11 protein-coding genes and 2 pseudogenes are annotated in these 13519 nt (G+C 68.9%); 5 read left to right on the top strand and 8 right to left on the bottom strand.

Annotated features, from left to right (window positions below):
• Nucleotides 1–84 precede the first annotated feature (84 nt).
• A complete protein-coding gene (locus tag ACZ69Q_RS10080; protein ID WP_471039267.1) occupies nt 85–2304 on the top strand; it encodes an RICIN domain-containing protein in 2220 nt (739 codons plus the stop codon).
• A gap of 690 nt (nt 2305–2994) precedes the next feature.
• Nucleotides 2995–3969, top strand: coding sequence for a GNAT family N-acetyltransferase (locus ACZ69Q_RS10075; RefSeq protein ID WP_471039264.1), 975 nt, complete (start codon nt 2995–2997; stop codon nt 3967–3969).
• 205 nt (nt 3970–4174) lie between these two features.
• On the opposite strand, the gene ACZ69Q_RS10070 is transcribed toward ACZ69Q_RS10075, so the two are convergent.
• From ACZ69Q_RS10070 to ACZ69Q_RS10045, 6 genes and pseudogenes are all read right to left on the bottom strand, one after another.
• Nucleotides 4175–5347 (bottom strand): N(5)-(carboxyethyl)ornithine synthase, encoded by a 1173-nt coding sequence (locus ACZ69Q_RS10070; RefSeq protein ID WP_471039262.1) that lies wholly within the window; start codon nt 5345–5347, stop codon nt 4175–4177.
• 248 nt (nt 5348–5595) lie between these two features.
• Nucleotides 5596–6000, bottom strand: coding sequence for a VOC family protein (locus ACZ69Q_RS10065; RefSeq protein ID WP_471039259.1), 405 nt, complete (start codon nt 5998–6000; stop codon nt 5596–5598).
• Nucleotides 5990–6337: an ArsR/SmtB family transcription factor gene (locus tag ACZ69Q_RS10060; protein WP_471039256.1), complete on the bottom strand. Its 348-nt coding sequence runs from the start codon at nt 6335–6337 to the stop codon at nt 5990–5992. Before ACZ69Q_RS10060 ends, ACZ69Q_RS10065 begins: the two co-directional genes overlap by 11 nt.
• A 281-nt stretch (nt 6338–6618) precedes the next feature.
• A complete protein-coding gene (locus tag ACZ69Q_RS10055) occupies nt 6619–7089 on the bottom strand; it encodes a hypothetical protein (protein ID WP_471039253.1) in 471 nt (156 codons plus the stop codon).
• Between the two features lie 467 nt (nt 7090–7556).
• Nucleotides 7557–7934, bottom strand: a pseudogene (locus ACZ69Q_RS10050) (GntR family transcriptional regulator); the annotation flags it as partial.
• Nucleotides 7927–8613, bottom strand: a complete 687-nt coding sequence (locus ACZ69Q_RS10045; protein ID WP_471039250.1) for a hypothetical protein — start codon at nt 8611–8613, stop codon at nt 7927–7929. The gene ACZ69Q_RS10045 and the pseudogene ACZ69Q_RS10050, both read right to left, overlap by 8 nt.
• Before the next feature lie 369 nt (nt 8614–8982).
• Here ACZ69Q_RS10045 and ACZ69Q_RS10040 point away from each other — a divergent pair, with 369 nt between their 5' ends.
• Both ACZ69Q_RS10040 and gap read left to right on the top strand, forming a co-directional pair.
• Nucleotides 8983–9939, top strand: coding sequence for a GlxA family transcriptional regulator (locus ACZ69Q_RS10040; protein WP_471039247.1), 957 nt, complete (start codon nt 8983–8985; stop codon nt 9937–9939).
• A 142-nt stretch (nt 9940–10081) separates the two neighbouring features.
• Complete coding sequence (gene gap, locus ACZ69Q_RS10035) at nt 10082–11080, top strand: type I glyceraldehyde-3-phosphate dehydrogenase (RefSeq protein WP_471039244.1); 999 nt, start codon at nt 10082–10084, stop codon at nt 11078–11080.
• A 155-nt stretch (nt 11081–11235) separates the two neighbouring features.
• Here gap and ACZ69Q_RS10030 read toward each other — a convergent pair.
• Nucleotides 11236–11975 (bottom strand): annotated as a pseudogene (locus tag ACZ69Q_RS10030) (MMPL family transporter); the annotation flags it as partial.
• On the opposite strand from ACZ69Q_RS10030, the gene ACZ69Q_RS10025 reads away from it, so the two are divergent.
• Nucleotides 11914–12078, top strand: coding sequence for a hypothetical protein (locus tag ACZ69Q_RS10025; RefSeq protein ID WP_471039242.1), 165 nt, complete (start codon nt 11914–11916; stop codon nt 12076–12078). The pseudogene ACZ69Q_RS10030 and the gene ACZ69Q_RS10025 sit on opposite strands and share 62 nt — an antisense overlap.
• 72 nt (nt 12079–12150) lie before the next feature.
• Here ACZ69Q_RS10025 and ACZ69Q_RS10020 read toward each other — a convergent pair whose 3' ends face one another.
• Entirely contained in the window at nt 12151–13359 is a 1209-nt protein-coding gene (locus ACZ69Q_RS10020) for a DUF418 domain-containing protein (RefSeq protein WP_471039239.1), read from the bottom strand.
• Nucleotides 13360–13519 lie beyond the last annotated feature (160 nt).

The raw sequence follows: 13519 nt of genomic DNA, 5'->3' as shown, positions 1-13519 counted from the left end.
CAAGAAGGCCGGTGTTCCGCCCCTGGATCCTCCCCCTTCCAGGGCCGATCGGCGGCACCCTCCTGACACGAAGACGGAGTAACCATGTTGGCTCCCCTCAGACTTGCCGCTGCCGTCATCGCCATGATTCTGGCGCTCATCGGCGGCACCTTAGTGACAACGACGACCGCATCGGCGTCCCCCTCCGAGGCCACATACACGATCTCCATCGGGACGAAGGGCACGTACGCGCACCCGACGGACACCCCGGCGAGCACCTACATCGACAAGGACGGCACGTTCTACTTCCAGCAGTCCGCCGCGCTGTACGGCACGTCGGAGCCCCGCTACTGGGACTTCTTCACTGGCACGAACTTCGAGGACGCCAAGCGCTCGTCCGCGATCAGCGACGCGGTGAACCCCGCCAATCCCAACGACAAGAACAACGACACGACCTGGCGATGCAACAACAGCCCCACCGGCGTGGAGGCAACAAACGCGCCCGCCGGCTCGCGCTACTCACAGCGCAACTACTGCGACCTGTCCGGCGTGTGGGTCGATCCGGACACCGGGGACTGGTACGGCCTGGTGCACAACGAGTTCACCCCGCAGCCCTTCGGCGACGGCATCCACTACGACGGCATCGACTACGCGGTATCGAAGGACCAGGGCAGCACGTGGAACATCAAAGGCCACGCCATCACCTCCCCGTACAGCACCAAGCGCGGCGACAACCAGCAGTTCCCGCACCAGACGTACTATTACGGCGATGGTGACCAGCGACTGTTCGTCGACACCGCCTCGGGCTACTTCTACGTCTACTACGGCTCGCGGGTCGTGGAGAAGGGCGGCACCTGGAAGGCGTTCCAGGCGCACGTCGCCCGCGCGCCGATCTCGGCGAAGATGGCCCCGGGTTCCTGGCGGAAGTGGCACAACGGCTCCTGGTCACAGCCGGGGGTAGGCGGCTTCGAGAGCAACATGGAGCCGGTGACGTCGTCGAACCCGACTGGTTACACCCCGGTCGAGCGCGACTACGACCCCGCCAACCCCGGCACCGCGGCAGAGCAGATCGAGGCCGGTGAACTCCCCCCGACGTCTCCGCTGTTCGTCATGAACATCGCCTACGACGCCTACCTCGGCCTGTACATCGGCACGCCCGAGGTCGTGAAGCAGCCCGGGCCGCAGCAGTACTACGTGACGGACAACCTGGCGACCCAGAAGTGGCACCTGGCCGGTGACTCCGGCAGCTACACGTCCAGCTCCTGGTACCGCTGGTTCCTCGACGGCGCCAACAGGACGAACTCCACCATCGTCGGCAAGACCTTCCGGTCGTACTGTGCCATCTCCTGCGCCACCTCCGGCGGCGAGTACGCCAACGTCACCATCGACTCCAGCGAGCCCGCCAAGGCCCCCTTCGACCCGGCCCGCACCTACCGCATCGCCGGCGGGAACGGCCGGCTGCTGGCTCAGGTGTCCGGCAACTCGGCCACCACCTCGCTGGCGTCCGCCACCGGATCCGACCTGGAAGCCTGGTCATTCGCGGGCAACGGCGACGGCTCGTACCGGATCACCAACGCCGCCACGGGACAGCTCCTGGGCGTCGCCAACACCTCCACCACGACCCGAGCCTGGGGAACCAAACCGACCGTGACCGCGGTCGGAGCCGACGGTCCCACCGTGGGGCAACAGTGGTTCATCATCCCCGGCACGTCCGCCGGTGGCGGGCAGGACGGCACGTACCGGCTGGTCAACCGCTACAGCGGCCTGATGATCGGCATGTCCGCCGACGCCGACCGCCTCGCCGAGACCACACCCGCCCGCCACTGGACCAACACCACGGGCAACCCGGTCGGCGGCTCACGCACCGCTGCCGAGCAAGCGCTGACGATGACCGCAGTCGGCTCGACCCCCGGCGGCCTCAACGGCACGCACACCCTCATCACCAGGGGCAAGGCGCTGGACGTCCCGGACTACAGCAAAGAGCCGGGCACCCAGCTCATCACCTACACCAGCAACGGTGGAGCCAACCAGAAGTGGCGGTTCACCCTGCAGCCCGACGGCTCCTATCAGCTCGTCAACGTCGCATCGGGACTGTGTGCGGACGTCAGCGGCGCCTCCACCGAAGCCGGCGCGAAGGTCATCCAATGGACCTGCAACGGGCGCGCCAACCAGCGCTGGGTCGTCACCAGGCTGCCAAGCGGCGCCTACACCGTCGCCTCGGCGAACGGGGGGCTGCTGCTCACCGCCGCCTCGTCGTCGAACAAATCCCCGGTGACGCAGGAGACGAACACGAACTCCTCCCTCCAGCGCTGGTTGATCGTCTGACCCTCCTTGCACGCACAGATGCACGGCGGGGTCTCGCAGGTCGGGCTCTTCCGCGAGCAGATACCGGGCCTCGCGGAAGAGAGGGCTCACAAGGTTGAGGACGGTGCCGACGACCCAGCCGTGGAAGTCGTCGGCCCCGTTCGTGCGGCTCGCGGTGTGCGGCGGCCGAGAGGCGTCGAGCCCACCCGAGCCGGCGCCCGCCGAACGCTCGCGGGCTGACCGGCCGCTGGCCCGAACGGCGCGCGGGCGCTGTGCACGGCGTCGTGCGCCGTGGCCCGGTAGGGGGTGCGATCACTGCCGTCCGACGCAGCACCGCCGGCTCCAGTACCACCACGACGTCCTCCACGGCTGCCTCACCGGTACCGGCCTCCGACCCCAGCCACCATGACGACATCACCCATTCAAGGTCAACTAGCCATGGCGGGCTCCAATAGTTCGCTGGGCGAACTTGTCGACGGCGGTGATGACCATGGCTGGGCGAGGCGATGGAGCAAGCACAGTCGGTGCTCCTCCGGCTCCTCGGAGGCCCCCGGCGGATCGGCGCCCAGCGGGTCGTCGATCGGCAGGAAGACGGCCGCCCGGTCGTCGGGGAACGCGGCCGCTCGACCCTTGAAGTACCGCCGACCTGTCGCTTCGCCCGCGGCGCACGTCCGTGGTGCGATGGAACCGGGGGCGGAAAGGAGAGCGATCATGCCCGCAGCGAAGCGAACGAGTACCGCCGCCGAGGTGTCGGTCCGGCCGCTGATTGAGCCGGACCTTGATCGGGCCGACGAGATCTTCAGGGTCGCCTTCGGGACCTTCCTCGGGGCCCCTGAGCCGGAGACGTTCTTCGGGACCGCCGACTATGTCCGCACCCGCTGGGCGGCAGATCCACACGCGGCCTTCGCAGCGACCGTCGAGGGCGAGGTCGTCGGATCGAACTTCGCCGCCAACTGGGGCAGCGTCGGGTTCTTCGGCCCGCTGACCGTGCGTCCGGATCTGTGGGACCAGGGCGTCGGCAGGCGCCTCATGGAACCGGTCATGGCCTGCTTCGACACCTGGGAGAACCGCCACCTCGGCCTGTTCACCTTCTCGCACAGTCCCAAGCACCTCGAGCTCTACCGCCGGTACGGTTTTTGGCCTCGATTCCTGACAGCCATCATGAAGAAACAGGTCGCCGTCAGTGCCGCAGTCCCCGGCCGAGTGCTGTACGGCGAGCTGACCGCCGCTGAGCGGCCCGCCGCGCTGAGCCTCAGTCGGGCACTGACGGGGGCCGTGTACGAGGGCCTGAGTTTGGAGCGCGAGATCATGGCCACACAGGCGCAGGGGCTCGGTGACACCATCCTCCTCGAGGGCGCCGACTCTGACCTCGACGGTCTGGCTGTCTGCCACTGCGGAGCGGGGTCGGAGGCCGGTGAGGGCGTGTGCTTCGTCAAATTCGGCGCCGTACGCCCTGGCCCGGACGCCGCGGACCGGTTCGAGCGACTGCTGAATGCGTGCGAGCAGATGGCCACCGAGAAGGGACTGGGGCAACTGGACGCCGGAATGAGCCTGGCCCGCCAGGATGCCTACCGGCGCATGGTCGACCGCGGTTTCCGTACCTGGCTGCAAGGCGTGACCATGCACAAGCCCAACGAACCTGGCTACAGCCACCAGGACGCCTACGTGATCGACGACTGGCGCTGAGTCCATCGCCGTACTCGGCTTCGGGGAAGACCTGATGCCGTCAGGAGACGACCGACACCAGGACTCCACGCTCAACGACCTGTCGCTGACCGCCCGTCACGGTTCCTACTGACCACGTCGGCATATTGCAGTTGTTCCGGCGGTCAAGACCGGTGGACGACCGGCCAAACACACCCGGCGGGAGAAACCACAACGCGCTGGCGTACTAGACCCCTGAGCTCAGCGCAGTTGCCGGGACTTCGGGAGCATGGGGGTAGGCGGCTGACCGGTGCTGGAAGGAGAGGATCTTCGGGTTCTGGACGACGCCGTCGCGGATCTCGATGGCCTTTCTGATCGTGACGTCGCTGTCCCATGCCGCGGGGCCGTTCATGACCTTGCGCAGGTAGGGAAGGAGCGCCTCACTGATTTCCCAGGTAGCGGAGTTCCACAAGTGGGACGGGCTGTGATCCACCGCGTAGTAGTGGCAGCCCGATCCCACCGAGGGCATGGGCTCGCCGAAGGTGGTCGGGTGGGCCCATGCGAAGCCCATGCCCTCGTCGCAGGCGACGTCGATGAAGAAGGTTCCCGGCCGGAAGAGGGCGAGTTCCTCGTCGGTGACGAACGTGAGCGGCGCGTCGGTGTCCTGCAGGACGCAGTTGACGATGATGTCGAACCCGGCCAGGTACTCCGCCAGCGGCTGGGAACCGGCTGCGGTGACTGCCCGCAGGCACGAGGGATCGTCCTCCTGCTCCTCGAAGTGGCCCATCACCACCGAGGGCATCGGTGACGCCACCGCTGCCGCGGCACGTTGGGTGAGCACGGTGACGTCGGTGACCCCCATGGCGCCCAGGCCCGTGACCGCTCCGCGCGCCGTGGCGCCGAAGCTGATGACCACCGCACGCAGGCGGCGCCCGTAGCTACCGGTCAGCCCGCCGAGCTGCAGGGCGTGCAGCACCGAGCAGTAGCCGGCGAGCTCGTTGTTCTTGTGGAACACATGGACGCTGAAGGCACCCGTGGAGGTCCAGTGGTTCATGGCTTCCCAGGCGATCAGGGTCAGCCGTCGGTCGATGCCGATCTGGGTCATCTTCTCGTCCTGCACGCAGTGCGGCCATCCCCACAACACCTGGCCCTCGCGCAGCGCGGCGATGTCCTCGTGCATCGGTTTGGGCAGCAGCACGACGTCGCACTCGGCGAGGAGTCGCTCGCGGGAGCGCAGGCCGGCCACGAGGGGGCGCAGCGCGTCGTCGGCGACGCCGAAGCGTCGGCCGTAGCCCTGTTCGAGGAAGATCCTCTCGCGTATGTCCGGGGCGATCCGTTCGAGGTGGCTGGGGTGCAGGGGCAGTCGGAACTCGTTCTCCTTGTGGGAGGAGGCGAGTACTGCGAGGCTCATCAGGCTCATGTGGGGCGGCTCATTTCCGACCGGACGCGATGTGCTCCGGCCTTGCCGTTCCCCGAGGGCGACGCCGAAATGGATGACGGCGTGCGAGGTGCGCTCGGTACCGCCACCGTACTCCGGTGCCGACCGCTCAGCGCCCGCCGCTCGTTTGAGCTCGAAGGATCCACAGGTCGAGGTCTGGAGGCATGTCAGGTCATTGACCACGGGAATCGTTCGCGCCGGGACACCGGTCACGTCGGTTCTTGGCAGAGTCAGCCTTCGTACACGGTGCCTGCCTCGACGAAACAGAGTGAGTTGCCCCAGGGGTCCTCAACATAGAAGGAACGCTCTCCCCACGGCCGCACAGCGATCTCACCTCCGGGCGCGCCGTGTACCTGCTCGGCAGAGAGACAGTCCAGCTCGCGGGCGCGCTCGAAGATCGACTCAATGTCATCGACGGTGAAGTAGAGCGACTTGGGAAGCGGGTGGACGGCCCCATGACCGGAGACATCCAGTACCTGAAGCGTGACCGGGCCGCAAGTGAAGTAGCAGCGCGAGCCTGCCTGCCCGCGTCCTGTCACTCCGAGCATCGTCGCGTAGAACGCTTCCGCCTCTTTCAGGCCGGCCACCTCGATGTTGAGGCGGAACAGGCTGGGCGTATCGGTGTTAGGGGTCATCGCGGTCTTGCTCCTGGAGTTCGGATGGGTTGGAGTCGTGCCCTTGCATGAGGCCGAGCCAGTCGGTCAGTAGCTCAAGACGTTTCCGGTTCATGCGGTAGGTCCGTTCACGTCCGTGACGTTCATGGGTGATCAGTCCGGCATCCTCCATGACCTGTAGGTGTCGGCTGATCGTTGGCCATGCGTGCTCGAACATGCGGGCAATGGCACCCGCGCCCATGGCCCCGCCCCCGAAGTGGAGGGTGATCAATATCTGGCGGCGTGTCGGGTGGGAGAGGGCGGCGAAGGCCCGGTCATACGCGGCCGAGGGCTCGCGATTGGCGGATTCGTACACCACTAATACTTAGCATACTCGCTAAGTATTAGCGATGCCGAAGCGTGCTGATCGCAACTCCGGACAGGCCCTAGGGGGCCGCGCTGCGAGCGACTCAGCCAATCAGGTCGCTGCCGAAGGATCGGCTGCCGACCAACTCGAGCCCGCACCAGATGCTCGCGATCGGGATGGACGTTGTAGCCGGTGAGGTCACCGACACCATTGACTGGCCGCCCTGGCGGCACTCACGGCGCGGCCTCGCGCTGCCCCGGGCGTGCTGGCCCCAACGCCGGCCCCAGCCTCGATTACTCCCCCGTCGTCTTCCGGCACTCGCCGGTGATACTCGGCTCGTCCAGCCTGTTGATCAGCTTGGTGCGTCGCTCGTCGAGCTGGCTGTCCTTGTCAGCGCCCGCGGGATCGCTGTAGTCACCGTCAAGCTGGCTGCCCCGCAGGTCACCCAGTTCAACGGTGACCGAGGCGAGTTCGGCGCTCCGATTGAACGCCGTAGCGAGAGGCTGCCAGGTGTCGTCGAGGCGGGCGGCCTGGGCCGCCTTGTCGGCTGCCTTCTCCATGAGCGGAAGCACCCTGTCTCGGGACTCCTGCCGAGCCGCGGCGTCTATCAGCGGATCACCGGAGACCTCGGGGAACTCCATCGTGCAGGCATCCCGGGCGAGTTGGAATGCCTCGCCCTTGTCATCACCAGCGCAGGCTGTGAGCGCTGATATCGCGACCACAATGACCGAGCCCCGCCCGATGAAGCTCTTGAGTCTGTTCACGTTCCCCTCCCGTTGGTGCGGGGCCATTCTGCACCGCGCGGCATCCTGCCCTTCCTTCGGGAGGCGCTCTCCGACCCCGGCAAGGCTGCGGCTGCGCACCGCACCCCACCGGCCAGCCAGCCGCCCGGCCGTATCCCGAACCTCAGCTACGGCCGACCAGGATTCAGCAGCCCGGACGATAACTTCATACGCCGGCCCTTCCAGCCAGGACCACGCCGGCCCGGACTTCGGAGGCCGGAACACCAGCCGATGTAGCCCGACTTCTCGTGGTCTCGTATGGCAGCCGGTTGGTCGAGCCGGGCACAGCTCGACGGACTCGCACCGGGGCCTCTCGCCCCGCGGCCTGCGACGTCCGTCGACTACGCCTGCTGCTCACGTCCTTGCCTCACGCCCGTGAACTTCACGGACGCCTCAGTCGTCTTGGGGGCACCCGCTCCGTTGTCGACGGTGGCCGGTGCAGGGGCCGGCCCCGTGTTCAGGGCGTTGCGGACGGCGGTCAGGATGTCCTCGGTGTGGGCTCCGAGCGCTCGGGCGGCGGAGGTGACGTCCCGGGCCAGGGTGCCGAGTTGGTGGGCATCGTGGGCGTGCGGCCCGGACGGGAGCGCCGCGACCCTGGTACCCGCGCCTCGGCGGGTGCGGATCAGTTCGGCGGCCTCCAGCTCGCGGTAGGCGCGGGCCACGGTGCCCGGCGCCAGACCGAGGTCGGCAGCGAGCTGGCGTACGGTCGGCAGGCGCTCGCCCTCGGTCAGCCGGCCGGTGCGAATGAGTGCGGCGAGCTGGGCAGGGATCTGTTCGTACGGCGGTACCTGGCTCGTGGTGTCGACGCGGACGGCGCGGTCACTCATCGTCGTAGGTCCCATCGTCTGCTACCTCGTCGTCAACTGCCCGCGGAGCCACCACGGTTACCAGGGACCACCCGAATGTGAACACGCTCAACAGACCCAGGGGACAGATCGCCACGATGGTGACGGCGCCCAGAACGCCGGCGCAGGCCCTCTCCGTGAGCGCGATGAGAAGCATCAGAACGACGAGGAGCACCTGACTGGACACCAACAGCCCCCAGGCTCCCGCGATCGCCCACGCGCGGTCGCGGCGCTGCTGGTAGTCGCCCGGCCCGAAGGCGATACGGCGTAGGGCCCAGACGCAGGCGGGGGTTCCGACCGCGAGGGCGGCGAACATCGGGCCGCTGTAGTACAGGCCGGGCAAGGGACCGAGGGATGCGCTCATCCCTTCGCAGGCGACGGTGATGACGCGCCCCGCTCCGCCTATCCGGTCGGGGCCGGATGAGGCCGTGACGGCGCCCATGACCAGCAGAGCGACGAGGGAGACCGCCTGCAGAAGAAGCAGGGGTGCCATGCGGGGCGGCACGTGGTCCCGGACCAGACGCGGGGCGAGACTCGCGGTGCGCACCGCTTCCTGGGGACGCAGGGTCAGGGCGTCACCGAGCAGGACACCTCCCACGGCACACATGCCGAAAGCGGTGATGGCGAACACCAGGGGGGTCGTGATGTCGCCGCTCTCCATCGTGACCAACTGCTGTGCGGCCCCGATTCCGATGGCCAGGCCGACCAGCGGGCGTAGTGGTCGGCGTGGTCGAGAAGCCGGGACTGGAGCGGGACGGTGTCGAGCACGTGGAGATCCCCCAGATCATCTTGTACCAAACAGTGGGTACAAGATGCCCTGGTCGAAATCTTGTGTCAAACGCTCGATACAAGCAGAACGCCGGCGGGCCACCGGAGGACCTCGGGCATGGCCGGCGCTCGCCCACCTTCCGCCGGTGCGGAAGGGTGGGACGGACGGTGGGCAGCAGGGCGGACGACCGCCCGGGCGGCGTGTCGCCTGCCCCGTCCGCGCGGTGGCGTCTCGAAGTCACGGCCCACGTAACCTCTTCCTGTGCCAGCCTCCCGCCTGCATCGCGTCGCCGTCCTTGTGCTCGAGGGTGCGAAGCCGCTCGATGTCGGAATTCCGGCGCAGGTCTTCACGACCCGCGCGAGCATGCCGTACGAGGTGCGGGTTTGCGGGGCGGCACCGGGTCTGGTGACCGGCGGCGACGGCCTCGCGTACTACGTCGCCCACGGCCTCGACGCGCTCGCGTGGGCCGACATCGTCTTCGTCCCCGGCTACCGGTTCCCGGACCGCGACGATCCGCCGCAGGCCGTCGTCGACGCACTGATCGCCGCCCACGACCGGGGCGCGCGGCTCGCCGCCATCTCGACGGGCGCCTTCGCGCTCGCCGCCACGGGCCTGCTCGACGGCCGGCGCGCCACGACGCACTGGCACTACACGCGGGCGCTCGTGGCCAGGCATCCGCTCATCCAGGTCGACGAGAACGTGCTGTTCGTGGACGAGGGCAGCGTGCTCACCTCGGCCGGCGCCGCCTCCGGCATCGACCTGTGCCTGCACATCCTGCGCGGCGACCTCGGAGTGGCCGCGTCCAACCACGCGGCCCGGCGTCTGGTCGCGGCCCCCTACCGCAGCGGCGGCCAGGCCCAGTACGTGCCGCGCAGCGTCCCCGAGCCGCTCGGCGAGCGCTTCGCCGCCACCCGCGAGTGGGCGCTGCACCGGCTCGACGAGCCCCTCACCCTCGACATAATGGCGCGGCAGGCAGGGGTCTCGCCGCGTACGTTCTCCCGGCGCTTCGTCGAGGAGACCGGCTACACGCCGATGCAGTGGGTGATGCGCGCCCGCATCGACCTGGCCCGCGAGCTGCTCGAGCGCTCGCAGCGCAGCGTCGAACAGATCGCCGCCGACATCGGGCTCGGCACCGGCGCGAACCTGCGCCTGCACTTCCAGCGCATCCTCGGCACCACACCGAGCGAGTACCGGCGCACCTTCACCCGGGGCGAGTAGCCCCAGCGCACAGCCCGACCGTGGCGGGACGCGCGCCACCCAGGCGCCGCGTGGCGAGATCCTTTTGAACCATGGCGATCCCGCCACTGTCAGCGGCGCGAGCCGCGGGCGACCCTGATGGCGAAGGGAAGGGACATCACTCATGACTCGCATCGCCATCAACGGATTCGGCCGCATCGGACGCAATGTGCTGCGCGCACTGCTGGAGCGCGACAGCACCCTCGAGATCGTCGCCGTCAACGACCTCACCGAGCCCGCCACTCTCGCCCGGCTCCTCGCCTACGACAGCACGGCCGGCCGGCTCGGGCGCCCGGTGACCGTCGACGGGGACGCCCTCGTCGTCGACGGCCGTCGGATCACGGTGCTGGCCGAGCGCGAGCCGGCGGAGCTGCCGTGGGCCGAACTCGGCGTCGACATCGTCCTGGAAGCCACCGGCCGCTTCACCTCGGCCAAGGCCGCCCGCGCCCACCTCGACGCGGGGGCGAAGAAGGTACTCGTGAGCGCGCCCTCGGACGGCGCCGACGTCACGCTCGCGTTCGGGGTCAACACCGACGCCTACGACCCGGCCGTACACACGATCGTCTCGAACGCCTCCTGCACCACCAACGCGCTCGCGCCGCTGGCCAAGGTGCTCGACGACCTCGCCGGTATCGAGCACGGGTTCATGACGACGGTGCACGCCTACACGCAGGAGCAGAACCTGCAGGACGGTCCGCATCGCGACGCCCGTCGTGCCCGGGCCGCCGGCGTCAACATCGTGCCGACCACGACCGGCGCCGCCAAGGCGATCGGCCTGGTGCTGCCGAACCTCGACGGCAAACTGTCGGGCGACTCGATCCGCGTACCGGTGCCGGTCGGCTCGATCGTCGAACTCAACACGACCGTCGCCCGTGACGTGACGCGCGACGACGTGCTGGCGGCGTACCGCGCCGCGGCGGAAGGGCCGCTCGCCGGTGTCCTGGAGTACTCGGAGGACCCGCTGGTGTCGTCCGACATCGTGGGCAACCCCGCCTCGTCGATCTTCGACTCGGCCCTCACCCGCGTCGACGGCCGCCACGTCAAGGTGGTCGCCTGGTACGACAACGAGTGGGGCTTCTCGAACCGCGTGATCGACACGCTCGAGTTCCTCGCCACCCGCTGACCGGACGCCGGGGCGGCACCCCGCCCCGGCGACCGCACCGCCCGGCACTTCCCGTTCACTGCCGCAGCGGCGATGACCGACCTGATCCCGACGGGCCGGAGCTTGCAGGCCGTGCCCGGAGTCGGCCGTCCCACGGCTACGAGCAGGGAAGCCACCTATTCAGGTGCGGGCTCTCGCGGGGCTGATTGCCGGCTGTCCGCGGGGCGTTCGAGTGCCACCTTGGGCAGCCGCGGGGCGGGCAGCCACCATGCCCACTTACCCATCAGCTCCATGATGGCCGGGACCATCAGGCAGCGGATGGCCAGGGCGTCCATCAGGATCGCCACCGCGAGGCCCAAGCCGAACTGCTGGAGCGTCCGATCGGCACTCAGCATGAAGGCGCCGAGCACCACGATCATGATGGCCCCCGCCGCCGTGATGACCTTGCCGATGGAGGCCAGTCCCTCCCGTACCGCGACGGAGTGATCCTTCGTACGCTCCCACTCCTCGTGTATCCGCGAGACCAGGAACACCTCGTGGTCCATGGAGAGTCCGAACACGATCGCGAGGATCAGCACGGCGAGGAAGGCGTCGACCGGGCCCGGCTGCACCCCGAACAAGCCGTGCTGGAACACCAGGGTCATGGCGCCGAGCGCGGCGGTGATCGAGAGCAGGTTGAGCAGGGCTGCCTTGACGGGGATCAGGATCGACCGGAAGACCAGCAGTGACGAAAGGCTGACCACGACGGCGACAGTGGCAGCCGCTTGGAGACCGTGTCCGCGAAATCCTGGGAGGCGGCGATGGCTCCGCCGACCAGGATCTCGGCGCCGGTGTCGTGTTCCGCCTTCGGGGCCATGTCGTTGCGCATACGGTCCAGGAGGTCGGTGGTGCCTTCGTCCTGTGGTGCCGTCTTCGGGGACAACGCGCGCGTGAAGCTCACGTTCCAGTTCTGGAGCGGCGCCTCGGCGACGTACTACGTGACCAATTCGGGAAGCACGGTTACCGGTACGACGTCCTGAGTTGAGGCGGGTGTCCGCCCGGCTCCCGGGCGGGCACCGCCTCGGCCGCGGGCGAGTTCGCCGGCGTCCAGTTCACCGGATGTGGCGCGCGATGCCGGTCGCCTTCGCCATCAGCCACTCCAGAGGGCCGCGTGCGACGTACCGCGACCAGATGACCGCGAACGCCATGACACCCACGATGAAGCCGACCAGCACATGCAGGGGCGAGCCGGGCAGTTCCTCGATGCCCAGGAGCCGGATGCCGATGATGTGCAGCACGTAGGCCGTCAGCGACATGGAGCCGACCGCGATGACCGGCCCGCTCAGGCGGCGCAGGCGAGGGAAGGCGTCCATGGCGGCGAGGCAGGCGGTCACCACGGTGATCGCCACGCCGGTGTTGCCGAGGATCGACAGGGTCGTCTCGCTGTGCGGGGAGGCCGCCAGCAGCCAGTAGGGAGTGTCGCCGAAGTTGTAACCGGCCGTGTCGGACCACCATGCGCTCGCCGGGTTGCCTCCCCACCCGGACGTGCTCAGCGCCGAAAGCGCTCCCGGCACGAGGTGGAGGGCCAGCCAGGAGCCGCCATATCCGAAGACCGCGAGCGCGATGCCGGTCAGCGCGAGGCGCAGGCGTACGGCGGTGGCTGCCAGGTCGAGGCGGGCGACGGCCATGCCCGCGATGACGAACGGAATCCACGTCAGGGCCGGATAGGTTCCGGTGAAGAGCAGGGACAGCGGGCCGTCGGGCTCACCGGGCGTGGGGAATCCGCCGCCGCCGAGCGCCCGCTTCACTACGTACAGCACCTGGGGCAGTACGAGGGCCGTGCCCGCCGCTATGACCGCCAGAGGGCCGGCGCTGAGCCGGTACAGCGGCAGGACGAGCACGAAGTACACGCCGTAGAACGCGAGTATCACCTCGACCGGGGCGCCAGACATGGTCAGCGCGGTGCCCAGGGCCAGCAGGATCACGGCCCGGATGATCACCTTGGCGACCGCCTGGCGGCCGGCCCGCCCGGTCTTCGGCGTGGTGCGCCCGGTGATGAGCACGACGGCGAAGCCCGCCAAGAAGGCGAAGAGAGCGGAGGAGCGACCGTGAGAGAGCTCCATCAGGAAGCCGGTCACTCCGCCCACGCTCGGGTCGGCGCCCACATGGGCGGCGTACATACCGAAGACGGCGAGGCCGCGGGCCAGGTCCACGGCGATCAGCCGGCCCACGCCGGGCGCGCCGGTCGAGGGCCTGCTGCACTCGCGTACAGGGGACGGCGCCTCGGCCGGGAGCAGCGAGGGGTCTGCGTGCTGTGTCATACCCCTCAGGCTGGAGACCGGGCCGATCATGGAGTATCCGGCAGCAGGCTGCGGTGTCCCTGCCGACTGGTGGGTGCTACCCCGCCGTGTGGCTGGAGCTGCCGTCCGCGGGGACGCCGGGGCTCGGCGGGGCCTTAGGGTCGATGCGGCAGGGGCCGGA

The organism is Streptomyces sp. NPDC036764, assembly GCF_055609385.1.
Note: the sequence above shows the minus strand (reverse complement) of the source record. Positions and strands in the feature narration are given on the sequence as shown.

Excerpts from the sequence above, each read along its gene's own strand:
- ACZ69Q_RS10080 (WP_471039267.1), top strand. The coding sequence starts at position 85 with ATGTTGGCTCCCCTCAGACTTGCCGCTGCCGTCATCGCCATGATTCTG.
- ACZ69Q_RS10020 (WP_471039239.1), bottom strand. The coding sequence starts at position 13,359 with ATGACACAGCACGCAGACCCCTCGCTGCTCCCGGCCGAGGCGCCGTCC.
- gap (WP_471039244.1), top strand. The coding sequence starts at position 10,082 with ATGACTCGCATCGCCATCAACGGATTCGGCCGCATCGGACGCAATGTG.
- ACZ69Q_RS10075 (WP_471039264.1), top strand. The coding sequence starts at position 2,995 with ATGCCCGCAGCGAAGCGAACGAGTACCGCCGCCGAGGTGTCGGTCCGG.
- ACZ69Q_RS10045 (WP_471039250.1), bottom strand. The coding sequence starts at position 8,613 with ATGGAGAGCGGCGACATCACGACCCCCCTGGTGTTCGCCATCACCGCT.
- ACZ69Q_RS10070 (WP_471039262.1), bottom strand. The coding sequence starts at position 5,347 with ATGAGCCTGATGAGCCTCGCAGTACTCGCCTCCTCCCACAAGGAGAAC.
- ACZ69Q_RS10065 (WP_471039259.1), bottom strand. The coding sequence starts at position 6,000 with ATGACCCCTAACACCGATACGCCCAGCCTGTTCCGCCTCAACATCGAG.
- ACZ69Q_RS10025 (WP_471039242.1), top strand. The coding sequence starts at position 11,914 with ATGTCGTTGCGCATACGGTCCAGGAGGTCGGTGGTGCCTTCGTCCTGT.